General features: G+C 64.4%; 24 protein-coding genes and 1 other RNA gene. 18 read left to right on the top strand and 7 right to left on the bottom strand.

Annotated features, from left to right (window positions below; all coding sequences use genetic code 11):
* Positions 1-45: 45 nt before the first annotated feature.
* Together groL and JWQ90_RS09655 are read right to left on the bottom strand one after the other, a co-directional pair.
* Entirely contained in the window at positions 46-1,701 is a 1,656-nt protein-coding gene (gene groL / locus JWQ90_RS09660; protein ID WP_299692748.1) for a chaperonin GroEL, read from the bottom strand.
* Positions 1,702-1,746: 45 nt separating this feature from the next.
* Positions 1,747-2,037, bottom strand: a complete 291-nt coding sequence (locus JWQ90_RS09655; RefSeq protein ID WP_299692745.1) for a co-chaperone GroES — start codon at positions 2,035-2,037, stop codon at positions 1,747-1,749.
* 343 nt (positions 2,038-2,380) lie between these two features.
* Here JWQ90_RS09655 and JWQ90_RS09650 point away from each other — a divergent pair, with 343 nt between their 5' ends.
* From JWQ90_RS09650 to hemH, 5 genes are all read left to right on the top strand, one after another.
* Positions 2,381-3,658 carry an OmpA family protein gene (locus tag JWQ90_RS09650; RefSeq protein WP_299692742.1) on the top strand — a complete coding sequence of 426 codons (1,278 nt, stop codon included), beginning with the start codon at positions 2,381-2,383 and terminating at the stop codon, positions 3,656-3,658.
* 87 nt (positions 3,659-3,745) lie between these two features.
* The gene (locus tag JWQ90_RS09645; RefSeq protein ID WP_299692739.1) at positions 3,746-4,513 is read left to right on the top strand and encodes a hypothetical protein; all 768 of its coding nucleotides are present in this window, start codon (positions 3,746-3,748) and stop codon (positions 4,511-4,513) included.
* A gap of 225 nt (positions 4,514-4,738) precedes the next feature.
* Positions 4,739-6,181 (top strand): amino acid permease, encoded by a 1,443-nt coding sequence (locus tag JWQ90_RS09640; RefSeq protein WP_299692736.1) that lies wholly within the window; start codon positions 4,739-4,741, stop codon positions 6,179-6,181.
* Positions 6,182-6,184: 3 nt separating this feature from the next.
* Positions 6,185-7,855 carry an alanine/glycine:cation symporter family protein gene (locus JWQ90_RS09635; protein WP_299692733.1) on the top strand — a complete coding sequence of 557 codons (1,671 nt, stop codon included), beginning with the start codon at positions 6,185-6,187 and terminating at the stop codon, positions 7,853-7,855.
* Positions 7,856-7,913: 58 nt separating this feature from the next.
* A complete protein-coding gene (hemH, locus tag JWQ90_RS09630) occupies positions 7,914-9,038 on the top strand; it encodes a ferrochelatase (protein ID WP_299692730.1) in 1,125 nt (374 codons plus the stop codon).
* A gap of 13 nt (positions 9,039-9,051) precedes the next feature.
* Here hemH and JWQ90_RS09625 read toward each other — a convergent pair whose 3' ends face one another.
* Together JWQ90_RS09625 and JWQ90_RS09620 are read right to left on the bottom strand one after the other, a co-directional pair.
* Complete coding sequence (locus JWQ90_RS09625) at positions 9,052-10,113, bottom strand: OmpA family protein (protein WP_299692727.1); 1,062 nt, start codon at positions 10,111-10,113, stop codon at positions 9,052-9,054.
* Between the two features lie 119 nt (positions 10,114-10,232).
* The gene (locus tag JWQ90_RS09620) at positions 10,233-11,324 is read right to left on the bottom strand and encodes an OmpA family protein (protein ID WP_299692724.1); all 1,092 of its coding nucleotides are present in this window, start codon (positions 11,322-11,324) and stop codon (positions 10,233-10,235) included.
* Positions 11,325-11,548: 224 nt separating this feature from the next.
* Between JWQ90_RS09620 and sohB the strand changes: the two genes are divergently transcribed.
* From sohB to JWQ90_RS09575, 9 genes are all read left to right on the top strand, one after another.
* On the top strand, positions 11,549-12,580 hold the full coding sequence (gene sohB, locus JWQ90_RS09615; RefSeq protein WP_299692721.1) for a protease SohB: 1,032 nt from the start codon (positions 11,549-11,551) through the stop codon (positions 12,578-12,580).
* A 169-nt stretch (positions 12,581-12,749) separates the two neighbouring features.
* The gene (locus tag JWQ90_RS09610) at positions 12,750-15,170 is read left to right on the top strand and encodes a DUF1302 family protein (protein ID WP_299692718.1); all 2,421 of its coding nucleotides are present in this window, start codon (positions 12,750-12,752) and stop codon (positions 15,168-15,170) included.
* Between the two features lie 156 nt (positions 15,171-15,326).
* The gene (locus JWQ90_RS09605; protein ID WP_299692715.1) at positions 15,327-15,959 is read left to right on the top strand and encodes a YbhB/YbcL family Raf kinase inhibitor-like protein; all 633 of its coding nucleotides are present in this window, start codon (positions 15,327-15,329) and stop codon (positions 15,957-15,959) included.
* Positions 15,960-16,069: 110 nt separating this feature from the next.
* Positions 16,070-17,476 carry a DegQ family serine endoprotease gene (locus tag JWQ90_RS09600; RefSeq protein ID WP_299692712.1) on the top strand — a complete coding sequence of 469 codons (1,407 nt, stop codon included), beginning with the start codon at positions 16,070-16,072 and terminating at the stop codon, positions 17,474-17,476.
* Between the two features lie 104 nt (positions 17,477-17,580).
* A complete protein-coding gene (locus JWQ90_RS09595; protein ID WP_299692709.1) occupies positions 17,581-17,775 on the top strand; it encodes a hypothetical protein in 195 nt (64 codons plus the stop codon).
* Positions 17,772-18,107, top strand: coding sequence for a cell division protein ZapA (locus JWQ90_RS09590; protein WP_299692707.1), 336 nt, complete (start codon positions 17,772-17,774; stop codon positions 18,105-18,107). The genes JWQ90_RS09595 and JWQ90_RS09590 overlap by 4 nt, the downstream gene beginning before the upstream one ends.
* A 107-nt stretch (positions 18,108-18,214) precedes the next feature.
* Positions 18,215-18,397: non-coding RNA, 6S RNA (gene ssrS / locus JWQ90_RS09585), on the top strand.
* Positions 18,387-18,986 (top strand): 5-formyltetrahydrofolate cyclo-ligase, encoded by a 600-nt coding sequence (locus JWQ90_RS09580; protein ID WP_366919483.1) that lies wholly within the window; start codon positions 18,387-18,389, stop codon positions 18,984-18,986. Before ssrS ends, JWQ90_RS09580 begins: the two co-directional genes overlap by 11 nt.
* 16 nt (positions 18,987-19,002) lie before the next feature.
* A complete protein-coding gene (locus tag JWQ90_RS09575; RefSeq protein ID WP_299692701.1) occupies positions 19,003-19,482 on the top strand; it encodes an EVE domain-containing protein in 480 nt (159 codons plus the stop codon).
* Positions 19,483-19,594: 112 nt separating this feature from the next.
* On the opposite strand, the gene JWQ90_RS09570 is transcribed toward JWQ90_RS09575, so the two are convergent.
* Both JWQ90_RS09570 and ilvA read right to left on the bottom strand, forming a co-directional pair.
* Positions 19,595-20,239, bottom strand: a complete 645-nt coding sequence (locus JWQ90_RS09570; protein WP_299692699.1) for a hypothetical protein — start codon at positions 20,237-20,239, stop codon at positions 19,595-19,597.
* Positions 20,240-20,261: 22 nt separating this feature from the next.
* Positions 20,262-21,803 carry a threonine ammonia-lyase, biosynthetic gene (gene ilvA, locus JWQ90_RS09565; RefSeq protein WP_299692852.1) on the bottom strand — a complete coding sequence of 514 codons (1,542 nt, stop codon included), beginning with the start codon at positions 21,801-21,803 and terminating at the stop codon, positions 20,262-20,264.
* A gap of 188 nt (positions 21,804-21,991) precedes the next feature.
* Here ilvA and proC point away from each other — a divergent pair, with 188 nt between their 5' ends.
* The 4 genes from proC to metW are packed head-to-tail and all read left to right on the top strand — an operon-like array spanning position 21,992 to position 25,181.
* Positions 21,992-22,825: a pyrroline-5-carboxylate reductase gene (gene proC, locus JWQ90_RS09560; protein ID WP_299692696.1), complete on the top strand. Its 834-nt coding sequence runs from the start codon at positions 21,992-21,994 to the stop codon at positions 22,823-22,825.
* A 28-nt stretch (positions 22,826-22,853) separates the two neighbouring features.
* Positions 22,854-23,417 (top strand): YggT family protein, encoded by a 564-nt coding sequence (locus JWQ90_RS09555; protein WP_299692693.1) that lies wholly within the window; start codon positions 22,854-22,856, stop codon positions 23,415-23,417.
* Between the two features lies 1 nt (position 23,418).
* Positions 23,419-24,564 (top strand): homoserine O-acetyltransferase, encoded by a 1,146-nt coding sequence (locus JWQ90_RS09550; protein WP_299692690.1) that lies wholly within the window; start codon positions 23,419-23,421, stop codon positions 24,562-24,564.
* Positions 24,561-25,181, top strand: a complete 621-nt coding sequence (gene metW, locus JWQ90_RS09545; protein WP_299692687.1) for a methionine biosynthesis protein MetW — start codon at positions 24,561-24,563, stop codon at positions 25,179-25,181. Before JWQ90_RS09550 ends, metW begins: the two co-directional genes overlap by 4 nt.
* An 82-nt stretch (positions 25,182-25,263) precedes the next feature.
* Here metW and JWQ90_RS09540 read toward each other — a convergent pair whose 3' ends face one another.
* Complete coding sequence (locus JWQ90_RS09540; RefSeq protein ID WP_299692684.1) at positions 25,264-26,313, bottom strand: diguanylate cyclase; 1,050 nt, start codon at positions 26,311-26,313, stop codon at positions 25,264-25,266.
* Position 26,314 lies beyond the last annotated feature (1 nt).

Below are 26,314 nucleotides of genomic sequence, written 5' to 3'. Positions count from 1 at the left end.
GTTGAAAAACGCCGCCAGGGATGGCGGCGTCTTGTCAGGACGACATTAAAAATCGCCCATTCCGCCCATGCCACCCATGCCGCCGCCACCGCCGGGCATGCCGCCCATACCGCCTTCATCCTTCTTCGGCGATTCGGCAATCATCGCTTCGGTCGTCAGCAGCAGGCCGGCCACCGAGGCGGCGTTCTGCAGTGCCAGACGCGTGACCTTGGTCGGGTCGATGATGCCGAGCTCGATCATGTCGCCGTAGCTGCCGTTGGAGGCGTTGTAGCCATAAGCGCCCACGCCTTCCAGCACCTTGGCCAGCACCACGCTGGGCTCGTCGCCGGAGTTCTTGACGATCTGGCGCATCGGCTCCTGGATCGCGCGACGCAGGATCTGCACGCCGATCTGCTGATCGGAGTTGGCAACCTTGAACGTCTCGAGGAACTTGGCCGCGCGAACCAGCGCGACGCCGCCGCCGGGGACGATGCCTTCTTCAACCGCCGCACGGGTGGCGTGCAGCGCGTCTTCGACGCGGGCCTTCTTCTCTTTCATCTCGACTTCGGTGGCGGCGCCGACCTTGATCACCGCAACACCGCCGGCCAGCTTGGCCAGACGCTCCTGCAGCTTTTCCTTGTCGTAGTCGCTGGTCGAGGCGTCGACCTGCTTGCGGATCTCGGCGACGCGCGCTTCGATCTTGCTCTTCTCGCCGGCGCCGTCGACCAGGGTGGTGTTTTCCTTGTCGATCTGCACTTTCTTGGCGTTGCCGAGGTCGGCCAGCGTGGCCTTCTCCAGGGTCAGGCCGACTTCTTCGGCGATGACGGTGCCGCCTGTCAGCGTGGCGATGTCCTTCAGCATTTCCTTGCGGCGATCACCGAAGCCCGGAGCCTTGACGGCCGCGACCTTGAGGATGCCGCGCAGGTTGTTGACGACCAGCGTGGCGAGGGCTTCGCCTTCGACGTCTTCGGAGATGATCAGCAGAGGACGGCCCTGCTTGGCGACGCCTTCCAGGATCGGCAGCAGATCGCGGATATTGCTGATCTTCTTCTCGGTGATCAGGATCAGCGGGCTGTCGAGCTCGACGGTCTGGCTCTGCGCGTTGTTGATGAAGTACGGGCTGAGGTAGCCGCGGTCGAACTGCATGCCTTCGACGACGTCCAGCTCGTTGTCCAGGCCCTTGCCTTCTTCAACGGTGATGACGCCTTCCTTGCCGACCTTGTCCATCGCGTCGGCGATGATGTTGCCGATCGCCTCGTCCGCGTTGGCGGAAACAGTGCCGACCTGGGCAATGGCCTTGCGGTCCTTGCACGGAACCGAAACCTTCTTCAGTTCGGCGGTGATGGCTTCCACGGCCTTGTCGATGCCGCGCTTGATGTCCATCGGGTCGACGCCGGCGGCGACCGACTTCAGGCCTTCGTTGACGATCGCCTGGGCCAGCACGGTGGCGGTGGTGGTGCCGTCGCCGGCGAGGTCGGAGGTCTTGGAAGCGACTTCCTTGACCAGCTGGGCGCCCATGTTCTCGAACTTGTCCTTCAGCTCGATTTCCTTGGCCACGGACACGCCGTCCTTGGTCACGGTCGGAGCGCCGAAGCTCTTGTCGAGCACGACATTACGGCCCTTGGGGCCGAGGGTGACCTTGACCGCGTTGGCCAGGATGTTGACACCGGCGACCATGCGCGAGCGCGCGTCGTCGCCGAATTTAACGTCTTTTGCTGCCATGTTGATCTACTCCTGAAGCTAAATAGGGGAAGTTGCGAGCAAGGCTTACTTGGTGATGACGGCGAGGATGTCGTCTTCGCGCAGCACGACCAGATCCTGCCCGTCATCCTTGATCTCGCTGCCGGAGTACTTGCCGATCAGCACGATGTCGCCCTTCTTGACGTCGACCGGCTGAACCTTGCCGTCGTCGGAACGTTTGCCCGGGCCCACGGCGATCACTTCGGCGCGAGTGGGTTTCTCGGCCGCGGAATCCGGGATCAGGATGCCGCCGGCGGACTTCTTTTCTTCTTCAAGACGCTTGACGATCACGCGATCGTGCAGGGGACGCAGACTCATAGAACACTCCTAAATCTTAAATGTTGCTTGGTTGATTCGATTCCCAGGACCTCATCGTGTAGCCGTACTAACCGTCCGGGGACGATTCTTGTGGGTCGTCCTCCAGCCCATTGTTAGCACTCTACTACGAAGGCTGCTAATTCTTGGGCACCTGGCGCCCGCTTTCAAGGGGGTGACACAAAATGAAACGAAAATCCGGGATGCAATACAGGCACTTCGCTGACACCAATCTCAGTTTGGCTTAAGCTTTTGCGCAGTAGCATCCGAAAAACCGGGCGGCGACTGGCTTGATTCGCGTCGCGCGGGCCTAAGCCAAGGGTGTTTTCAAAAAGGGAGTTTCACTATGAAATTTGCACGCCGCAAAGCCGCGGCCGCGATCGCAGCCGTGATCGTTTCTCTCGCATCCCATCACGCAGACGCACAGGACGAGGCATCCTCAGGCAACGATGCCGAAAAGCCCACACTGAGTTACGTTGGCATCCTCGGTAGTTACCTCGATCTGGACAAGGCGCGCCTGCCCAGTGACGGCTGGGGCGTCGGCGCCTACTACGGCCGCCAGCTCGGCCACGGCAACTGGTTCTGGGAGGCTCAGGCCTTTGCCCAGAATCTGGAAACCGACGAAGCCAACATGACCGACTTCTACCGCACCGGCGGCGGTCTGGATCTGGTCTATTCGCTGAATCAGCGCCGCACGTTCTCACCCTTTCTGTTGCTGGGCGTCGGCGGCAACTATAACGACGTCGTTCCTGACAAAGACGACAAGTTCGGCGTCTACGGCAATGCCGGCATCGGCGTCGTGACGCGGCCTTATGGCACTTACGGCTTCCGCCTGCGCGCCGAGGCCCGCTACATTTATGACGATTTCGATGGCGGCCAGAACGACTTCCGCTACAGCGTCGGCATCGAGCTGCCGCTGTCACCCTACGAGCAGCCGCACGTCGTACCGCCGCCTCCGGTCGAACCCACCGAAGTGGTCAAGACCGAAACCATGGCCGACAGCGATGGCGACGGCGTCCCGGACCAGTTCGACAAGTGCCCAGGCACCCCGACCGGCATGCCGGTCGACGGCGTCGGCTGCGGCCTGGAGCAGGTGATCACGCTGACCGGTGTCAACTTCGAGTTCGACAAGGCCTCGCTGACTCCGGATTCGCGCAAGATCCTCGAAGACGTGGCGCTGAAGGTTGCGCACTTCAAGGACGTGCCGATGACCCTGGAAGGCCATACCGACAGCAAGGGCAGCGACGCCTACAACATGAAGCTGTCGCAGCTGCGCGCCGACTCGGTGCGCAACTTCCTGATCGAGCAGGGCGTCTCCGGCGACAAGCTGACAGCCAAGGGCATGGGTGAAGGCCATCCGGTGGCGGACAACAACACCGACGCAGGCCGCGCGCTCAACCGCCGCGTGGAACTGCACATCGCCGGCCAGACCGCGCCGCCGAGCGTGCCAGTCGACGCCAGCGGCGCGGCGCTGCCGGGCGCCGATTCGGGCATGGCCGCGCCGTCCGAACCCGCTCCGCCTCCGGCAGCCGAAGAAACCCCGGCACCGGCACCTGCCGAAGAGACTCCGCCTCCGGCGGAGGAGGCTCCGCCCAGCACCGACGAGCCGGCCCCGGCGCAGTAATTGCCGGCAGAAGCACATGGTCCGGGGCGCAGTCGCTCGACTGCGCACCTGTTCGAATCGAAATGCGGTACTCCGGGAGAAGCAAACGTGAAGCGATGGAACGTGAAGGCATTGGCTTTGGCCGCGCTTGTCGCGGCGGTAACTTTGTCGGGTTGTGACGCTCAGGGCGATGGCAGCACCGACAGCGGGTTCGACGACAGCGACGATAGCGGGCTGTTTCCGAATGACGGCACCACGCCGACGACGATTGCCGAAAACGGCACCGCGATCACCGGCAACTTCATCTGTGAAGCCGGCATCCAGGCGCTGACCACCGGCGCCACCACCGAGGTCGCCACCGGCGGCCTGGTCGGCGGCCCGCTGACCACCTTGCTGAACAGCCTCGGCGGCGAAACTCTGACCGCGCTGCTCAACAGCGTCAGCAACAAGGACCTGGTCATCGACAACAAGCTGTCCACGTTCGCGACGTACTCGCTGACGCTGGGCCTGCTGGGCATCATCGACTCGGTCGATCTGCTGGTTCATGCCAATCAGACGGTGTCCGCAGGCCATTACGCGGTATTCGCGGTGCGCTTCCCGGCCGCGGTACTCGAAGCCTCGCTGCTCAACCAGGTCGCGGTGCGCACCTTCCTCGGCGATACCCAGCAGGAAGAAATCCTGGTCGACGAATCCGCGCTGGACCTGCTGGGCCAGAACCTGGTCGGCGAGGACCGTCTGTTCGTCGGCGTGAAGACCACCAAGGACTTCGACACCGCGTCGATCGCACTGACGCCCAACGTGCTCTCGGCCAATGTCGGTGAAGCCATGTATGTGCACGAGCTGTGCACGGGCGGCCACTTCGTCACTGCGCCGTAAGCGCCTGTACGCTGCTCGCCGCCCCGAACGTGGACGGCCCCGACGGCCGGATGCGAGCTTCCCGCATCCGGCCGTTTTTCTTTGCGCGGCGATGCTGGCACAACGACGGGAACCTGCTCAGGCGGGCTGCGTACCGCCGGGGCATACTTCCTGCGAACATCGGGCGCAACGCGTCCGGTCATCAAGCTGTTTATCAAGACCTATAAAGCATCCCAGGGAGAATCAATGAGTCTGTCCGCCAAGCTGCTGCGCACCAAAGCGATCGTCACCGACGGCAGTTCGGAATCCGGGCTCAAGCGCGTGCTCAGCGCCACCGACCTGACCCTGCTCGGCATCGGCGCGATCATCGGGGCCGGCATCTTCGTGCTCAGCGGCATCACCGCGGCGACCCAGGCCGGCCCGGCAGTGATCCTGTCGTTCGTGGTCGCCGGCTTCGCCTGCGCCTGCGCGGCACTGTCGTATGCCGAGATGGCCTCATCGATCGGCGGCAGCGGCAGCGCCTACGGTTACGGCTACGCGGCGCTGGGCGAGTTCCCGGCCTGGATCATCGGCTGGATGCTGATCTGCGAATATTCGGTGGCGATCCCGGCGGTGTCGGCCGGCTGGTCGGGCTATGCGGCCGACGGCCTGCGCACCATCGGTCTGGGCCTGCCGGAAGCGCTGACGCATACGCCGTTCGACCCGAAAACGCCGGGCCTGATCAACCTGCCGGCGTTCACCATCGTCGCGATTCTCGGCCTGCTGCTGTCGGTCGGCGCCAAGGTCAGCAGCCAGTTCAATGCGATCATGGTCACGGTCAAGGTGATCGCGATCGGCATCTTCATCGTCGTCGCGTTCCCTCACGTCACGCCGGCCAACTGGCATCCGTTCATTCCGGAACAGGTCATCGACGCCGAAGGCCAGCCTCATTTCGGAATCAACGGCATCTTCAAGGGCGCGGCGACGATCTTCTTCGCTTATCTCGGTTTCGACGCGGTCTCCACCGCCGCCGAGGAAACCAAGAACCCGCAGCGCGATCTGCCGATCGGCATTCTCGGCTCGCTGTTCGCCTGCACCGGCCTCTACATTCTGGTTTCGGCGCTGCTGACCGGTATCGTGCCGTATACCGAACTCAACGTTCCCTCGCCGGTTGCGCACGCGCTGATCCAGATCGGCAAGGACTGGGCTGCCGGACTGATTTCGATCGGCGCGATCGCCGGCCTGACCACGGTGATGCTGGTGATGTACTTCGGCCTGACCCGCGTGCTGTTCGCAATCGCGCGTGACGGCCTGCTGCCGAGTTTCTTCTCCTACGTGCATCCGAAAACCGGCACGCCGCTAGGCTCGATTCTGGCGTCCGGCGTGATCATGCTGGCATTCGCCGGCTTCATTCCGCTGGGCCGCCTCGCCGAGATCGCCAACATCGGCACCCTCGGCGCTTTCGTCGTCGTCTGCGCCGGCGTGATCGTGCTGCGCAAGACGCGCCCGGATCTGCCCCGCCCGTTCCGCTCGCCGGCCTCGCCGTTGATACCGTTCCTCGGCGTGGCGTCCTGCAGCTACTTGATGTACCAGCTCGGCCCGCACACCTGGATCGCGTTCGGCACCTGGATGGCGATCGGCCTGGTCGTCTACTTCCTCTACGGCTATTCGCACAGCCGCATCGGGCGCGCCGCCAGCATCGCGGCTTAAGCCGTGGAAGCCCTGTTCGCGGTACTCGACGCCATCAATGGCGTGCTGCTCAGCGTGCCGGTGCTGCTGGCGCTGCTCGCGATCGGACTACTGTTCACGATCTGGAGCGGTTTCTCGCAGTACCGTTCGCTGACCCATGGTGTCGCGCTGGTTGCCGGTCACGGCATCGACACTTCGCATGGCCCCGGTGCGCTGACGCATTTCCAGGCGCTGACGGCGGCGATGTCCGGCACGGTTGGTCTCGGCGCGATTGCCGGCATGGCGATCGCAGTCGACTTCGGCGGACCCGGCGCGGTGTTCTGGATGTGGGTCGTCGGCCTGGTCGGGATGGCGCTGAAGACCACCGAAGTCACGCTGTCGCTGCTGTTCCGCGACACCCAGGACCCGGAGAACCCTCACGGCGGCGCGATGTACGTGGCGCGCGACGGCCTGGCAACGATCTCGCCGAAGCTCAAGCCATTCGGCCGCATCGTCGGCGGCCTGTTCGCGGTGTCGCTGATGCTCTTCGCGTTCACTGGCGGCAACATGTTCCAGACCTGGAGCGTCGCCGACACCACGCGCGAATACTTTGGCGTGCCGACCTGGATCACCGGCGTGATTCTCGCGGTCTGCGCCGGCGCGGTGATCCTCGGCGGCATCAAGCGCATCGGCAACGTGACCAAAACCCTGGTGCCGTTCAAGTGCGGCGTCTACGTGCTGTGCGGTTTGTACGTGATCATTACGCATGCCGATGCGCTGCCGGAATGCTTCCGGATGATTTTTGCGGGTGCGTTCTCGAAGACCGACGGCGTCGGCGCGTTTACCGGCGGCACGCTCGGCACCGCCTTCATGTGGGGCATGAAGCGCGCGCTGTTTTCCAGCGAATCGGGCCTGGGCACCGCGCCGATCGCACATGCCGCGGTGAAGACACCGGAGCCGGTCACCGAGGGCGTCGTCGCCGGACTCGAGCCCTTCATCGACACGATTTTCGTCTGCACCGTGACCGGTCTGGTGGTGTTGATCACCGGCGTCTGGAATCGTCCGCCGGCCGCGACCTGGCAGGAGCCGCCGGCACTGGTGCAGACCGCTCCCGGACACTGGCAGCCGCAGCTGCAGCCGCAGCAGCTCGAGCTTCGCGACAACAGCCTGAAGACCAATACCGCCGGTTCGCCGGTATTCGTGGTGGTGGAACGCGGCGGCGAACGCACGCGTCTGTACGGCAGCTACAACACCGACAGCAGCGGCAGCCGTTTCGACTGGCAACCGCTGGCGAGCGTGGAGATGCCGAAACTGGTCGAACCGGGCGTATTCGCCGACTTCCGCGGATCGACCCTGGTCGCGAAGGGCTTCGATACCGTGCACGACGGTCTCGGCCGCTGGCTGATCACGATTGCGGTCTGGGTATTCGGCCTGTCGTGCATCATCAGCTACGGCTACTACGGCGAGCAGGGTGTGATCTATCTGTTCGGCGAGCGTGCCGTCACGCCGTTCCGCTGGCTTTGGTGCGTTGCTGCGGCCGCGGCCTGCTTCGGCTTCATCAAGACCTCGGGCCAGCTCGACACCATCAGCACGATCGGCATGGGCTTCATGTACGCGATCAACCTGCCGCTGCTGTTGATACTGGGCAGCCGGGCGATGCGCAGCTATCACAGCTATTTCCGTCGGCTGAAGTCGGGTGAAATCGCGCTGAAGTAGCGACGCGCCGCTATCATGGCGGCCACCTCCGCAGCCCCAGGTAGTTCGAGCCGAGCCGATGTCCGCAATCGATTCGATAGACCGGCGCCACAGCGTGCTGGCGACAACCGGCGTTCTGCTGTTGAACCTGGGCACCCCCGAAGCCCCGACGCCGGCTGCGATCCGCCGCTACCTGAAACCGTTCCTGTCGGACCGCCGCGTCGTCGAATTGCCGCGCGCGCTGTGGCTGACGATCCTGTATGCCTTCATCCTGCCGCTGCGCCCACGCCGGCTCGCGCACAGTTACGCCAGTATCTGGATGACGCCGGGGCCGCAGGGTTCGCCGCTGTTGCATCACTCGCAGTTGCAGCGCGACGGTCTGCGCGAGTGGCTCGCACAGGAGCTTGGCCAGCCGGTTCCGGTTGCACTCGGCATGACCTACGGCCAGCCCGGCATCGAAGGCGCTCTCGCCGAACTCGAAGCTCAGAACGTGCGCCGCATCCTGGTATTGCCGCTCTATCCGCAGTACTCGGCCAGCAGCACCGGCGCCGCGCTCGACGCGGTGTTTCGCGCGCTGCAGACACGACGCTGGATGCCGGAGATCCGCACGATCAACAGCTATCACGACGAAGCGGCGTGGATAACGGCACTAGCGCAGAGTCTGAGCGACCACTGGGACACAAAGGGCCGCGCCGAGCACCTGCTGATCTCGTTTCACTCGATTCCGCGCCAGTATTTTCTCGACGGCGACCCGTATTACTGCTACTGCGAAAAGACCGCACGCCTGATTGCGGAAAAGTTGCAGCTCGAGAGAAACAGCTGGTCAGTCAGCTACCAGAGCCGCCTCGGCAATCAGCCCTGGCTGCAGCCGTATACCGACCTGGTGATTCCGCAGCTGGCGCGCAGCGGCGTGCATGCACTCGACGTGATCTGCCCCGGATTTTCGGCAGACTGCCTCGAAACACTGGAAGAAGTGGCGCTGCGTTATCGCGACGACTTCATCAATGCCGGTGGCAGGACTTTCCGCTACGTGCCCGCCTTGAATGCGGCGCCGGCGCATATCGATGCGCTGGGCAGAATGATTTCGCGACATCTCACCGGCTGGTTGCCAGAAGCGGACACCGATGGCGCTGTACGCATCGCGCGCGCAAAAGCCGCAGAGGCACAGATGAAATCACCGACGCTGCTGGATCGGCCGGCGTAGAAACCCCGGCGCGTCACTCGGTTTCGAGCACCACATCGGCACGGCGGAATTCCTGGCCTGCATCGGTCGCCGGATGCCCGACGCTGCGCAGGCGCCTGCCGTCGATGCCCTGCTGCTCCAGCAGACGCCGCAGCGTGTTGGCACGCGAACGCGCAAGCTTGTCCGCAGCAACGCCATCGCTCTGGGTGTCCGCATAAGCCTCGACGAGCAGGACGGATTGTCGGTGAGCGCTCAAAGCCTCGCGCAGTTCGGGTAGCGTCTTACGCAGTTTGGCCATGCTGTTCGCACCTACGTTGCTGCTGCGCGCCGCGAACGACAGGCTGAGCAAGGTGGCCGGTTTCGGAGCTGCAGCTGACTGGGTGACGAGCTTCACAGCTGGTGGGGTTACACCAGCAGCCGAAGCAACGGCCGGCGCTGCCGGGATCACGATCCGGACCGGTGCCCTGGCCTGGACCTGTGGCAGCGACGAAGGCGGCGGGGCAACAGCAGCTGAAATCTGCACGGGTGCCTGTGGCTGCGGAATTGGTCCAAGCGCTGGCTTCGTGGCCGATGCCGCCGCGGCCGTGGCCGGCCTAGAGATCGTCGGCCTCTGGACTATCGACTGCGCGACTTGGCCGCTGGCGCAACCCCGCCGATCGACAACCGCACCCAGTTCGGTGTCCCGGCACATATCGAGCCCATTTGCAACGCCGTCGAAATCATCATCGACCGCACAGCCGCGGCCATCGACTTCGGCGCCGGAGGGCGTATATGGGCAGTCATCGGCACCATCTGGGACACCGTCACCATCATGATCCGATTGCGCAGAACAACCCCGGGCATCGACCGCCGCATGCGGCAGCGTGTATATGCACTGATCCACCGCATCGTCGACGCCGTCTGCGTCGCCGTCGACTATAGGCGCACGCGCCTGAGACTCCCCCACATTCAACGCGGCCGCCAACAGCGCGACCAGAATCGCGCCAAAACGCGTCTTGCCGCGATGCCGCGGATAAATGCTTGCCCGATATAGCCGCATGCCTTCGCCGTTCTTCTGTTTTCCAGGCGCGAATCGGAAGGTTAGCGGGCTGCTCACTACCGGCCAAGTTCCTACAGCTTGTAGGAACTACCGTCCAGCCGCTGAACATAAAAAAAACCCGCCGGTATCACCGGCGGGTTTTTAAAGACCGAGAAGTTCCCGGCTATTCTTCAGGCTTACTCGTGAGTCTGAATCTCGGCGCGACGGTTCAGAGCGCGGCCTTCGGCCGTCTCGTTGGTGGCAACCGGCTTGGACTCGCCGAACGCGTAGGTGTTGATGCGGCCGGCATCGACGCCCTTGCGAACCAGGTAGCTCTTCACCGTGTTGGCACGGCGCTCGGACAGACCCTGGTTATAGCCGTCGGTGCCGACCCAGTCGGTATGACCGGACACGTCGACCTTGAGGCTCGGGTACTTCTGGCTGAGCCCGCCGATCACGTTCGCATCAGCGTCGAGCTTGGCCTTCTCGGAATCGGCCAGATCGGAGTGATCGAAGGCGAAGTAGACGTCGTCGAACTTCTTCTTGGCGCCATCAGCCGGAACCTTCGGGCAGCCCTTGGCATCGACGGCGGTACCCGCTGGCGTACCGGGGCACAGATCGGCGGTGTCGCAGACGCCGTCACCATCGCTGTCCGCACACGGACCGGGAGGCACCACGGTCTCGCCGGCAACAGCGCGCGCACCCAGCGGAATGACCAGGCCGAACTTCAGTACGGCTTCGCCGAGATCGCTACCAGCGGTTGGCACCGAATCCTTGTCGAAGAATATGTGGCGATAGCGCAGATCGGCACGGAAACCCAGGTCGGTATTCCAGATCGTGAAATACTTGATGAATCCAAGGCCCGCATCCGCCAAGGGGTCGGTCGTGCGGTCATTTCCCGGGTTGCGCATTTCCGTGCGGACACCGCCGACACCGACTGCGAAGTAAGGAGAGAATGACGGGTTGCGGCTGTAGAAATACAGGCCGTCGAGCTTGGCACCATACTCGCGCTGTGCAAAGGAGCCCGGTACGTCGTCATGTGGGAAATTGGTGTAGAAGCCCCCGATCTCCAAGCCCCAGTGCTCGTTTATCGCTTTGCCGACGCTAAGCTGGGCACCCTGGCCGGGCTCAGTTCCGATGCGGTCGTTGTTCTCGAAGGTATAGGTATACAGCTCGGAGATATACGGACGCATCTCGTACGGTGAGTCTGCCACCGAGTCCTGAGCATGGCCGATGGATGCGGTGGACAGCAGTCCCAGAAGCAGACCTGCCCGGATGATTCTCTTCATTAAATTAAACTCCCTTCATGCAAAGCGGAACAGCTTTTGGCCAAGCCTTCTTACCGCGCGGCTATTATAGGCGTACCTGAATGAGACTCGGCAAGTCTCAAACCCCCGATTTTTCCCTTTCTTCCGCTATGCAGCATTGCCATCAACGACCAAACCGTGACTGAACGCCTGGGCTTGGAACATTACGATCGCAATACCCGCTTTCAACGGAGTTCCAAACTGTGATGCAGTTTTTGGCCCAATACGGGCTGTTTCTTGCCAAAACCGTGACCTGGGTCGCGGCTCTCCTGCTGTTGGTAGCCGGAATTGGCAGCTTGCTACGTTCCGCCCGGCAACAAACGGGCAACCGTCTGGAGATTAAGAACGTCAATCAGCGCTTGCGCGAACTGGCGGATGGCCTGAATGAAGAGCTTCTGGATGCCGCCGATCTGAAAAAACTATCGTCCGCCCGCAAGAAGCAGCAAAAACTGGAAGAAAAAAGGAACAAGAAGGCCCCGCCGCCGCCGAAGCCGCGTGTTTTCGTGCTTGACTTCGATGGCGACGTTCAGGCCTCGGCCGTGACCAGCCTGCGCGAAGAGATCAGCGCGCTGCTCCAGGTTGCCCGCGACGAAGACGAAGTGCTGTTGCGCCTGGAAAGCGGCGGCGGCCTGGTGCACTCCTATGGGCTGGCCTCGTCTCAATTGGTGCGGCTGCGCCAGCGCCGGCTCAAGCTGACCGTTGCCGTCGACAAGATCGCGGCCAGTGGCGGCTACATGATGGCCTGTGTCGCCGACCAGGTGATCGCAGCGCCGTTCGCAATCGTCGGCTCGATCGGCGTCGTCGCCCAGATCCCGAACTTCAACCGTCTGCTGCGCAAGCACGACATCGACCTCGAGCTGCATACCGCCGGCGAACACAAGCGCACGCTGACCCTGTTCGGGGAGAACACCGAAGCCGGCCGCGCCAAGTTCCGTGAGGAAATCCAGGCGACCCACGATCTGTTCAAGAACTTCGTTGCCCAGAACCGGCCCAGCCTGGACCTGGCCAAAGTCGCCACCGGCGAGCACTGGTTCGGCACCCAGGCACTGGATCTCAAGCTGATCGACAAGATCGCCACGTCGGACGACTATCTGCTGGGGCGCACCAAGGATGCCGACGTCTACGAATTGCGTTACCGCCGGCGTCGACCGCTCAGCGAAAGAGTCGGCGACAGCCTGACGCGGCTGGCAACGAGCCTGCGGCGCGGGGCGCGTTCGGAGATGCTGCAGCCCCTTTAGCAGCCCCTTTAAATTAACTATCAAATTAACTACCGTTGCCGGGGGTGGACCCGCTATCGGTGAGTGCAAGGGCTTGGTAGCCTGTCGTGATTCGGGCAAGAGTAGCCCGGCAGCCATTGGCCGTTACGGCACCAATAAAAATTAGAGTCAAAAAAGAGGAGAGAGTCCGATGCATAACGCCAATGGCGGCCCTTGCCCACCTTTGCTCGCCCGTACTTGCCGGCGCCGTTTTGCGAGGCTGCTGATCGCGGCCACGATCATCGGCCCCTGCGTCGCGCAGGCGACGCCTTTCGATTTCGACCTTGCGGACGAGTCGCTCAACGGCATCATCAACACCAGTCTCAGCGTCGGCGCGCAGTGGCGCGTCGAGAACCGCTCGAACGACCTGATCGCCAAGAACAAGGTCAACCCCAACCTGTGCCCGGTCGCGCCCAACGGCGCCGGCACCTCATGCCAGGGCCACCTCGATTACGCCGACCCTTCGCACGCCCTGCTGGGCCTTAACAGCTACATCGGCGAAGGCTCGAGCGCCAACCAGGTCGCGGTCGATGCACCTGGCCAGTTCTCGAACAACAACGACGACGGCGACATCAACTACGACAAAGGCGATCTGACCCAGGCCGTCGGCAAGCTGGCGATGGACATCACCGCGCACTACCGCGGCTTCGATCTGTTCGTGCGCGGCTACGGTTTCTACGATGCCGAGAATCACAACCGCAGCGATTTCAACCCGAACATCCAGACCGCGAACACCACCAGCGGCCCCGGCCAGATTCGCCGCGGCATCGGCGAGGGTGCCAAGCGTTCGCGCAATGGCGTTACCGAGGACCAGATCGGCGTCGGCGCCAAGCTGCTCGACGCCTATATCTCGACCTCGTTCCCGCTCGGCGAAAGCCGTGACGTGACGGTCAAGCTCGGCAGCCAGAACATCAACTGGGGCGAGAGCACCTTGCTGGTCGTCGGCAGCCTCAATTCGTTCTCGACACCGAACGTGAACTCGCTGTATCGCCCGGCATTCCTGGAACTCTCGGAAGTGCTGGAGCCGACGCCTGCGCTGCTGATTTCGACCAGCCTGGTCGAGAACGTCACGCTCGAGGCCTTCTATCAATACGCCTGGAAACCGGCCGAAATCCCGCCGGCGGGATCGTATCTGTCGACGGTCGACATCGGCTCCGGCAACCAGCGCGACTACATCTTCCTGGATTTCGGCAAGACCGCCGAAGATCCTGACCGCCTCGCTCTGCCCGACCAGATCATGCTGTCGGCGATCACCGAAACCTCGGGCACGATCGAACTGCTGCCGGAGAACAAGGCCAAGAGCAGCGGCCAGTTCGGCATCTCGCTGAAGTACTACGCGGAGTGGCTCAACAGCGGCACCGAGCTGGCGCTGTATGCCGGCCGCTATCACAGCCGCCTGCCGTACCTGAGCTTCTACGAAGGCGACTATGGCTGCCTGTCCGGCCCCGGCGCGCTGCAGCCCGCGGCGATCGGCGTCGGCAAAACCCTGCAGGACACCCTGGGCGTTCTGGGCGCCTGTCCGGGCTCGGATGCGGCACTGTTCGTCACCAGCGCGCTGCCGGGCGGCCTGGTGCCGAACCGGGATCAGAACATCGGCGCCAACGGCGACGCCTTCGTGCTCGACACGGTCAAGGCGCGTCTGGAATACCCGGAAGACATCGACCTCTACGGCTTCAGCTTCAACACCGCTTTCGGCGACATCTCGCTGCAGGGCGAGGTCGCGTACCGCCCGAACCAGCCGCTGCAGGTCGACGACACCGACCTCGCGTTCGCGGCGCTGCAGAACATCTTCCCCCGCGGCAACGGCACCGGCGCGCAGGGCGACAGCTACGACTTCGGCCTGGTCGGCGATCTGCCCGGCGTACCTGCGGTGCTCGCCGGCGCCGGCACCATCGCGCAGCTGCCGGGCGCGCGCTATGGCGTGCCGGATTTCGTCTCGGCTTACCGCGGCCTCGACCCGCTGGGCTATGCACCCGGCCAGTACATTCGCGGCTGGGAGAAGTTCAAGACCGCGAACTACGACCTCGGCATCACCAATGTGATCGGCCCGGAGAACTGGCTCGGCGCCAACCAGATCATCCTGATCGGCGAACTCGGCGCCAGCCAGATCTTCGACCTGCCGCCGACGTCCAAGCTGCAGATCGAAGGCCCGGCCACGTTCACCTCGGCCGGCGCCGGCGCCGACGGCACCGGTGCCGACGGTTCGGCGCAGTCCAATTCGGCGGTGATCGGGCCGTCCGGCATCCGCTTCAACCCGACCCAGACCAAGAGCGGTTTCGTCACCGACTTCTCGTGGGGCTATCGCGTCATCGCGATCATGCGCTACGAGAACGTGATCCCCGGCATCGGCGTCGAGCCGACCATCATCTGGTCGCACGACGTGTCCGGCGTGTCGCCGGGCCCCGGCGAGAATTTCGTTGAAGGCCGCAAGTCGGTGATCGCCAGCGCCACGGTGCGCTTTACTCAGGCCTGGGCGGCGGCGGTGGGCTACACCACTTTCTTCGGCGGCGGCAGCCACAATCTGCTGCGTGATCGCGACTTCGTGCAGGTTGGCTTGCGCTACCAGTTCTGAAGCTCGTGCAGCAGCGGATGCGCTCGACAGCTGCGCATCCGCTGGCCGGTTCACGGCGCTCTGTTTCATAATCGGCGGATCGTGCTCGCAGGAGTGCGGCCGTCGCTGCTTCACGCAGACGCCCCGGAACATAAAACGACAATCAGGACGAACCGCATGAAACTGACGAGCAAGAGCTTTCCCGATGGTGGCGTGGTACCGGGCCGCTGCGCATTCGCAATCAAGGCACCGAAGGGTCGCGTGCGCCTGTCGGACAATCTGAATCCCGAGCTGAGCTGGAGCGGCGTGCCGTCCGATACCAGGAGCTTCGCGCTGCTGTGCATCGATCCGGATGCGCCGAGCAAAGCCGACGACGTCAACAAGGACGATCGCGAAGTACCGCTGAAACTGCCGCGCAGCGCGTTCGTGCACTGGGTGATGATCGATATCGCAGCTAGTGTCAGCTCGATCGAAGAAGGTGCGTCTTCCAACGGCGTGATCGCTCGCGGCAAGCAGCAGCCGGCCGGCCCCGAAGGCTCGCGCCAGGGCACCAACGACTACACCGGCTGGTTCAAGGGCGATGCCGATATGGAAGGCAGCTATCTCGGCTACGACGGCCCCTGTCCGCCGTGGAACGACAGCGTGCCGCATCACTACCGCTTCGAAGTCTTCGCGCTCGACATCGAGCGCTGCCCGGTCGATGACAGGTTCTCCGCGACTGATGTACTGGCTGCGATCCGGCCGCATGTGCTGGCCAGCGCGAGCATCACCGGCCGCTACAGCCTGAATCCGCGCATTCGTCTGAATTGAGATCGCCAGCCGTCCCGACGCGCGAACTCGCGTATCGGTATACGGTCCTAGGCGCGCCGCAGTTCGCGCGCCACCGCTCCGCTCCTTTCGTCATTGCCGAGATTGCCCCGATGTTCCGACCCGTCTTCAAGATCGTTGCGCCGCTGGCGCTGTTGTTGGTGTTCAACCTCGCCGCGCTGCCGGCGCAGGCGCAAGCGCAGGCCCAGGGGCTGCCGTTGCAGCAAGGGCTGCCGTCACTGGCGCCGATGCTCAAGATCGCAACACCAGCGGTGGTCAACATCGCCGTCACGGCCAAGGCCGAGATGCAGAATCCGCTGTTGCAGGACCCGTTCTTCCGTCGCTTCTTCGACGTGCCGGACGAACCCCAGGAACGCGAAACCCAGGCGGTCGGATCGGGCGTGATCGTCGATGCCGCCAAGGGTTACATCCTCACCAACAACCACGTCGTCGATCAGGCCGAGACGATCAAGGTGAGCCTGGTCGACAGGCGCGAGTTCGAAGCCAAGCTGATCGGCAAGGACCCCGACACCGACATCGCGCTGCTGCAGATCAAGGCCGACGACCTGAAGGCGCTGACGATGGCCGACTCCGACAAACTCGAAGTCGGCGACTTCGTGGTCGCGATCGGCTCGCCGTTCGATCTGCGCACCACGGTCACCTCGGGCATCGTCAGCGGCCTCGGCCGCCAGGGCATGGGCGCGGGCTATCAGGACTTCATCCAGACCGATGCGTCGATCAACCCGGGCAATTCCGGCGGCGCTCTGGTGAATCTGCGCGGCGAACTGGTCGGCATCCCGAGCCAGATCCTGTCGCGCAGCGGCGGCAACATCGGCATCGGCTTTGCGATCCCGGCCAACCTCGCCAAGCTGGTGATGAACCAGCTGATCCAATACGGCAGCATCGAGCGCGGCCGCATCGGCATCGGTGGCCAGGATCTGGATCCGGCTCTGGCCAAGGCTTTCGGCCTGACAACCACGCGCGGCGCAGTCATCAACCAGATCCTGCCCGGTTCGCCCGCCGAGAAGGCCGGCCTGAAGTCCGAAGACATCGTGCTCAAAGTCAACGGCCGCGAAATCTCCAGCTTCCAGCAACTGCGCAACATCGTCGGCCTGATGCGCATCGGCGAGAAAGTGGATCTCGACATCCTGCGCAACGGCAAGCCGAAGACCGTCACCGTGGTGATCGGCAAGAGTGCCGACGTGGCGGCGGCGACGGCCGAAGGCGGCAGCGACACCAGCGGCAGCAAGCTGCATCCGGCGCTGGCCGGTGCCAGCTTCACCGCGATCGACGAGGCGACCGCCAAACGCCTGCGCACCGGCGGCATTCTGGTCAAGGAAGTTACCCCGGGTTCTGCTTCGGCACATGCAGGCCTGCGCCCCGACGACGTGATTCTCAGCGTCAACCGCCAGCCGGTGACGACCATCGACCAGTTCAGCAAGCTCGCCGGCCCCAAGGCCAGCGAACTGCTGCTGCACATTCAGCGCGGCACCGGCGCGCTGTTCCTGATCATCCGCTGATCCCGATCCTGCCGCCTGCCCGCCTCTCTCCCGTTCCCCGGAGAGAGGTTTTTCTCATCGTCCCGCGGCTATACTGCGGCGACATCTACAAGCAGCGCAGCGCCATGCTGGAAGCCGAACTCGAGCAACTCGAACAGCGCATACAGCGACTCGCGGCCGCCTACCGGCAGGCGCGCCTGGAGGCGCGCCGCGCGCAACAGGAGCGCGATCGCATGGTCGCCCTGAACAGCGAACTGCGGCGACGCATCGAAGGCATCGTCGAGCGTGTGCGGCAGCTGGAAACCGAGCAGGATCCGTGAACCCAAAAGTCTCCACAGATAACGACGGCAAGAGCGACGCACGCAGTGTCACGGTGCGCATCATGGGCCGCGAATACACGGTGATGTGTCCGGCGGAAGAACATGAGGCGCTGGTCGCATCGGCCGATTTCCTCAATGAGCGCATGACCGCGATCCGCAAACGCGGCAAGGCGCTGGGCGCCGAGCGCATCGCGGTGATGGCGGCGCTGAATATCGCGCGCGAACTGCTGGAATTGAAAGGCTCGGATGCGGTTGCGCATCCCGATGACGCGGCCTTGGCGCGCGTACGCCAGATGCGTCTCGACATCGACTCGACGCTGACACTCGAGTAGCCATCGCGCTGCGCCCGCAGGCATCACCGCTGGGCGGAGGCGGCTTTTGCGACAAGCGGCAGCAGCGATCCGGGCAGCACGGGAATGCAGTGTTATGATGACCTCGGTGTCTCCTGCAGTGTTCGACGATTGCTCTAATCCCCTTGAGCCTAATTGCAAACCCCGGGAGCCAATTCTGTTTGGGCGTGCAAGCCCGCGCTGTTGGCGGGAAGCCCGAAAAACGGATTGCGGCACCCACTTGAGACCTCGTCTCAAGGTACCGAGCGAATGACGGCGCAGGTGGGAGGCACCGCTTTTAATTCTTTACCGGTGGACGGCAAAAGCCAGCTCCGCCGGAGGCTGCGCCAGCAGCGCGCGGCTGTCGCGATGCGCATCCGCAGAGAACACGCCGCGCGCTGTGCGCGTCGTGCGCTGCGTGCGCTGAGGGCGCGCAACGCACGCCGCGTCGCGGTCTATCTTGCCTATCGCTCCGAGCTGTCGACCGAGCCCTTGATTGAGGGACTTCTGCAGCAGGGCGTGCGCGTCTATGTGCCGCGCCTGGTCGGCGACGACATGCACATGATCGAGTTGCGCAGCGATACGCAGCTGCGTCGCAACCGCCACGGCATCGCCGAGCCTTGCGCGCGCGATCACGCGAGGCCGCGCCAGCTCGATGCGATCGTATTGCCGTTGACCGGCTTCGACGCCCATGGTCACAGGCTCGGCACCGGCGGCGGCTACTACGATCGCTTTCTGGCCGGACTGCACGGCCGGCAAAAACCCTGGCTGCTTGGCTATGCTTACGCGCTGCAGCAGTGCGAAAGCGTACCGGCCGATCCCTGGGACGTGCGCTTGCACGCGGTCTGCACCGAGCGCGGACTCATCCGCTTCCCTCCCTGAGCAACTCGAAAATCACATGCCCGAGAAACTGTCGCACTGGCTGATGAAGTCCGAACCGGACACGTTCTCGATCGACGATCTGGCCCGCAGACCCAAGCAGATCGAACCCTGGAACGGCGTGCGCAACTACCAGGTGCGCAATATGTTCAGGGACCAGATGAAGCGAGGCGATCTGTCGTTCTTCTATCACTCGAGCTGCCCGGAGCCGGGCATCTACGGCGTGATGAAGATCATCTCGAACGCCTATCCCGATCCGACCCAGTTCGATCCGAAATCCGACTACTACGACGCCGGCTCCAAGCAGGAAGAACCGCGCTGGCTGCTGGTCGATGTGCAGTTCGTGCAGAAACTCGACAAGCCGGTGCTGCTGAACACGCTACGCGAGCATGAAGCCAGGCTGAGCGGCTTGCGGATTCTGGAGAAAGGCACGCGGCTGTCGGTGACACCGGTACAGCCCGCGCATTGGAAGTACATCTGCAAGCTGGCGGGGATCTAGTGGTGATCTGGCGGTGATCGTTGGGGTTCGCTGCGCTCACCCCAACCTACAAAGGCGCCATTCGTAGGTTGGGGGTAGGTTGGGGTGAGCGCAGCGAACCCCAACATCAGGCCTAGAAAACCAGGCGCAGGCCCGCTCGCGCATCGCTGAGCCGCAGATCGAAGTTGCTGTGGCTCAGGTCGGTCGAGCGATAATCGGCAAACAGGCCGAGGAAGTCGTTCAGACGCACATCCAGGCCGACGTTGTATTCCAAGCCGTCGTAGGTATCGCCGTCGCGGTCCAGGCGCACGTAGCCGACCGCGCCGGTGAAAGCCAGGCCCTTGATCGCCAGCCAGCTGGTGCGCAGATAGATGCCGACACCGTCGGCATCTTCACTGGTGGTGCCGTCGTCGACCGACTCGTTGATGTAGTCCGCGGCGATACCGAAATAGCGCCAGTAGTAACCGGCGCCGGCGCGATAGCTGTCGCGGTCCGCCGAGCCGTCGTAGTTCGCGCTCTGATATTCGCCGTCGAAGGCGATGTTCTCATTCAGACGCAGCAGGCCCTTGACGCCATAGCCGTCGCCATCGGTGGTGTTGCTGATCGAGTTGCCGTTGTCGTCCTCGACCTTGCTCTTCAGCTCGGTCCACGGCAGGTAGTACGCATCGACGAAGCCGGCCAGCGACTGCGCCTGGGCAGCGGGAGCAAACATCGCCAGGAGGGCGCCGGCCAGAACGGCGGCGGGCGCGACAGCGGACAGCAGCAGCTTCAGACGCATATCAGACTCCCTGATGGCAGGCTCAAACCTGCGTACCCAAGAATAGCTGGTACGCGGGGTTTGCGGTCTCGATCCAGTATTCGTAGCCGAGTTCATCCAGCGAACGCCGGCACTCGGCCAGCTGGCCGCGCGGCAGCTGCAGCGCACACAGCACCCGGCCATTGGCTGCACCGTGATTGCGGTAGTGGAACAGAGAAATGTTCCAGCGGCCACCCACCGCGTCCAGAAAATCGACCAGCGCGCCGGGCCGCTCCGGGAATTCGAAGCGGAACAGGTGCTCATCGTGCAGGCCGGGCGCGCGGCCGCCGACCATGAAGCGCACATGCATCTTCGCCATCTCGTTGCCCGACATGTCGAGCACCGGATAGTCCTGCTGGCGCAGTGCATCGATCAAGGAGGCACGCTCGGCCGATCCGCCGCTGAGCTTGATGCCGACGAAGATATGCGCCTGGCTCGGCGACGAGTAGCGGTAGTTGAACTCGGTGACCGAGCGACGACCGATCACTTTCAGAAAGCGCTTGAAGCTGCCCGGCTTCTCCGGGATCGTCACCGACAGCAGTGCTTCGGCGTCGTCGCCGAGTTCGGCGCGTTCGGCGACATGCCGCAGGCGATCGAAGTTGATATTGGCACCGGACACGATCGCGCAGTAGGTCTTGCCGCTGACGTCATGGGTCTGCGCCCAGCGCTTGATGCCGGCGATGCCCAGCGCGCCGGCCGGTTCCGGCACCGCGCGGTTCTCGTTGAACATGTCGCGGATCGCCGCGCAGATCTCATCGACGCTGACGGTGATGCAGTCGTCGACCAGCTGGCGCGCGATCCGGAACGGCTCGGTGCCGGCCTGACGCACCGCAACACCGTCGGCAAACAGCCCCACCTGCTGCAAGCGGACCCGGCGGCCGGCGGCGAGCGCGGCGCCCATGCAGTTCGAGTCGTCCGGCTCGACGCAGATCACCTTGGTTTTCGGGCTATGCTGCTTGATCCACGCGGCAACACCGGCCAGCAAACCGCCGCCACCAACGCAGACGAACACCGCGTCGAGCCTCGATACGCCCAGCGGCGCCAACTGCTGCAGGATCTCGCGCGCCACGGTGCCCTGGCCGGCGATCACGTCGGGATCATCGTAAGGATGGATCATCGTCATGCCGCGTTGCTCGGCAAGCTCGCTGGCATGCGCGGACGCGTCGTCGAAAGCATCGCCATGCAGGATCGCCTTGCCGCCGAGGCTGCGTACCGAATCGACCTTGATACCCGGGGTAGTGCGCGGCATCACGATGGAGGCGGCAATGCCGAGCTTCCTCGCCGCCAGCGCAACCCCCTGCGCATGGTTGCCAGCCGAGGCAGCGACCACGCCGCGCGCGCGCGCGGCCTCATCGAGCTGGGCGATCTTGTTGTAGGCGCCGCGTAATTTAAAGGAGTGCACCGGCTGGGTGTCTTCGCGCTTCAGCAGCACGCGGCAGCCAAGCCGGGCCGAGAGCTTGGGCGCGTCTTCCAGCGCGCTGATCATGGCGACGTCGTAGACCCGGGCCGCGGCCTGCTCGATGCGGCGCGCGTACTGGTCGAGCAGCCGGGTTCGGGCAGCGTTGCTGGCGGCAGCGGCAGGTGCAGCTTTCTTTTTCACGTCGGGGTCCACAGAGGGCTCGCCCAGCCTGGGCGGCGGCGCCAGGAGGCGGGTTCGTAGCGGGTTCGTAGATTAGGCGGGCGTTCATTATGATAGCGGCCCTTCGCCTCCCCCTGACGAAACTCTCTCCGCGCATGGCTTTCCAAATTGCCCAAACCCTGGCCTTCATCGGCGGCGGCAACATGGCCACCAGCCTGATCGGCGGCCTGATCGCTGCCGGCACCGATCCGCAGCTAGTGCGCGTGGCCGAGCCGGATGCCGCTCGCGCCGCGGCACTGCGCGAACGCTTCGGCGTGAGCATTGCGGCGGCTGGCGCCGAAATCGTCGCCGGCGCCGCGGCGGTGGTGCTGGCGGTCAAGCCGCAGCAGCTGGTGCAGGCGGTCAAACCGCTGCGACTCGATGCCGGCGCCACGGTGCTGTCGATCGCCGCCGGCGTGCGCGTCGCCACGCTGCGCGCGGCGCTCGGCGACGGCGTGCATCTGGTGCGCAGCATGCCCAACACACCGGCGCTGTACGGCTGCGGCATCAGCGGCCTGTACGCGCCGGCAGGAACACCGCCGTCGGCGCGCGATCTGGCCCAGACGATTCTCGATGCCGCTGGCCAGACCTGCTGGGTCGAGCAGGAATCGGATCTGGACGCGGTGACCGCGGTCAGCGGTTCGGGGCCGGCCTATTTCTTCCTGCTGGTCGAGGCGATGCGCGAGGCCGGCGAGCAGCTCGGCCTGTCGCCGGCAGTCGCGGCCCAGCTCGCGGCGCGCACTCTGGTCGGCGCCGCCAAGATGGTCGACGCCGGCGACACCGACGTCGCCGTGCTGCGCGAGCAGGTAACCTCCAGGGGCGGCACCACCGAGGCCGCTCTGCGGCATCTGGAATCTGCCGGTTTGCGCCCCATGTTCGCTGCTGCGCTGGCCGCGGCGGCGCGTCGCAGCAGCCAGCTCGGCGACGAACTGGCTGCTGCGAAAACTTGACCTGATGCGAGCCTGACGGAGACTGTTTATGGGCGCGCAAGCGGCCAATGCTTTGATCTACCTGATCAACACGCTGTTCAACCTGTACATGGGCGCGGTGCTGCTGCGCGTCGTGCTGCAGTGGGTGCGCGCGGACTTTTACAACCCGATCTCGCAGCTGGTCTGGAAGATCACGCAACCGGTGCTGTCGCCGGTTGCCAGCCTGCTGCCGCGCTGGCGCAAGCTCGACGTCGCGGCCCTGCTGCTGCTGCTGATCCTCGCCGTGATCTACGTGCAGATCATCGGCTCGCTGTGGAACCTCGCTATCGGCCCGCTGGCGACGCTGTGGTACTCGGCGCTGAAGATCGTCTCGCTCGGCATCTCGATCTACACCGCCAGCATCATCATCTACGCGATCCTGTCGTGGTTCGGCCCCGGCCTGAGCAACCCGGCGGCGAACATCCTGTACAGCATCAATGAACCGCTGCTGCGGCCGATCCGCAAAGTGATCCCGCCGCTGTCCGGGCTGGACCTGTCGCCGCTGGTCGCGATCCTGCTGCTGCAGGTCGCCGGCATGCTGCTGCCGCTGCCCGGCTATTTCGGCCTGTCCTGAAGTGTCCGCGGACGCAAGCGAGAGCTCGGTCGGCACGGTCATCCCGCAGCTGATCGACATCGATGCGCCGCTGATTCTGGACTGCGGCCGCCTGCTGCCGCGCCATCAGCTGATGGTCGAGACCTACGGCAGTCTCAACGCCGAGGCCAGCAACGCGATTCTGATCTGCCACGCGCTGTCCGGCGATCATCACGCCGCCGGCTATCACGACGACGAGCGCAAACCCGGCTGGTGGGACAACTGCATCGGCCCCGGCAAGCCGATCGACACGAGCCGTTTTTTCGTGGTCTCACTGAACAATCTCGGCGGCTGCCGCGGCTCCACCGGCCCGAACACCGTCGACCCGGAAACCGGCCGCGTCTGGGGGCCGGACTTTCCGCTGCTGACGGTGCGCGACTGGGTGCGCTCGCAGGGCCTGCTCGCGGACCGGCTCGGCATCGCCCAGTGGGCCGCGATCATCGGCGGCTCGCTCGGCGGCATGCAGGTCATGCAATGGGCGGTCGACCTGCCCCGCCGCATCCGCCACGCGGTGGTGATTGCCGCGGCTCCGCAGATTTCCGCGCAGAACATCGCGTTCAACGAGATCGCACGGCAGGCGATCCTGTCCGATCCGGATTTCCACGGCGGCCGCTATTTCGAGCAGGGCGTGGTGCCGGGCCGCGGCCTGCGGCTGGCGCGGATGCTGGGCCATATCACCTATCTGTCGGACGCGGCGATGCGCGCCAAGTTCGGCAACGACCTGAAGGCGCCGCAGCCCTCGTTCAACTTCGACGTCGAGTTCGAAGTCGAAAGCTACCTGCGCTACCAGGGCGAGGCCTTCGTCGACCGCTTCGACGCCAACACCTATCTGCTGATGACCAAGGCGCTGGATTATTTCGACCCGGCGCGCGATTACGACGACTCGCTGGTCACCGCGTTCCAGCAGGCGCAGGCGCGGTTTCTGGTGATCGCGTTTTCCAGCGATTGGCGTTTTTCGCCGGCGCGTTCGCGTGAAATCGTCAAAAGCCTGGTCGATGCCGGGCGCGACGTCAGTTACGCCTTGATCGATTCCGAGCTGGGCCATGACGACTTTCTGATGCCCCTGCCCGACTATCACCGGATGCTGCGCAATTATCTTTCGCGCGTCGCCGACGAGGTCGGCGCATGAATGCAGCCGTCAATGAGCTGCGCCCTGACCTGGCGCTGATCGCCGGCTGGATCACGCCCGGTGCACGCGTGCTCGACCTGGGCTGCGGCGACGGCGCGCTGCTCGCGCACCTGGCGGAACAGCGCGGCGCCCGCGGCTACGGGCTGGAGATCGATCCGGCCAACGTCGCCGCCTGCGTCGCGCGCGGCGTCAACGTGATCCAGGCCGATCTCGACGACGGCCTGCGCGATTTCGAAACCGGCTCGTTCGACTACGTGCTGCTGACGCAGACGCTGCAGGCGCTGCAGCGGCCCGACGAGGCGATCGAGGAAATCCTGCGCGTCGGCCGCACCGCGATCGTCACCTTCCCCAACTTCGGCCACTGGCGCGTGCGCCTGGCGCTGATGAACGGACGCATGCCGGTGACCAAGACGCTGTCTTCGGCCTGGTACGACACGCCGAACATCCATCTGTGCACGGTCGCGGATTTCGAGGCGCTGTGCGCGGTGCGCGGCTGGCAGGTTCATGAGCGTCGACTGCTGAATCGCGCACATCGGGAAGGCTGGACGATCCGGCTGGCGCCCAGCCTGTTTGCGGAGGTGGCGCTGTACCAGCTGCACGGGCGAGTCGGCGGCTGAAACCATTGTAGGTTGGGGTGAGCGTTAGCGAACCCCAACGATCACGCGCGCAATGTTGGGGTTCGCTAACGCTCACCCCAACCTACGAGGCCAGCACAACGCGGTTCTTGCCCCTCTGCTTAGCGGCATACATCGCCGCATCCGCGGCCCGGATCAGTGCTTCGCGCCGATCGCTCGCGCCGCGGCAGTGTTCCGGGAACATCGCCACACCGATGCTCGAACCGATGTTGACCGTCACCGGCACGTCCATGCCCAGGTCCAGCGCATAGGGCGCGGCCAGCACTTCCAGCAGCTTCTCGCCGAACTGCTGCGCCGCAGGCAGCCCTTCGACCGCGTCCTCCATCACCACCGCGAACTCGTCGCCACCGAGCCGCGCGACCGTGTCGGACTTGCGGATCGCATCGCGCAGCCGCTGCGCGATCTGCTGCAGCAGCAAGTCGCCGGCATGATGGCCGAGCTTGTCGTTGACCGGCTTGAAGCCGTCGATGTCCAGGTACAGCAGGCCGACACGGCTGCGCTGGCGGTCGGCGCGCTGCAGCGCCTGGTCGACCCGGTCCATGAACAGCGCGCGGTTGGGCAGCTCGGTCAGCGCGTCGTGAGTGGCGCGATGGCGGACTTCCTTCTCGGCGCGCTTGCGCTCAGTCACTTCGATCTCGAGCTGGCGGTTGCGGCCGTCAAGCTCGGCAACCAGGCGCTGCAACTCCTGGCGGCCGCGATACAGATCGAGGAACACGCGAACCTTGGCCTGCAGGATCACGTCGTTAATGGGTTTTGCGATGTAGTCGACCGCGCCGAAGTGGTAGCCGCGCAGGCGGTTGACGTCGTCGGAGAACGCGGCGGTGACGAAGATGATCGGCGTATCGGCGGTGCGCGCCTCGTCCGACAGCAGGCCCGCGACTTCGAAGCCGTCGATGTCCGGCATCTGCACATCGAGCAGGATCAGCGCGAACTCCTGGTCGAGACAGGCCGCCAGCGCATCGTTGCCCGACGACACCATCACCAGGTCCGCATCGATACGCGACAGCAGGCGCCGCATCGCCACCAGGTTGGCCGGCGTGTCGTCGACGACCAGGATCTTGGGTCGCGGCAATGGCAGGGCCGGCGCGGGCAGCGGTTTGGCTGGTTCTTCCATA

Source organism: Hydrocarboniphaga sp. (genome assembly GCF_028291725.1).
Taxonomy (GTDB): Bacteria; Pseudomonadota; Gammaproteobacteria; order Nevskiales; family Nevskiaceae; genus Hydrocarboniphaga.
This window is presented reverse-complemented; position numbering and strand designations above follow the sequence as displayed.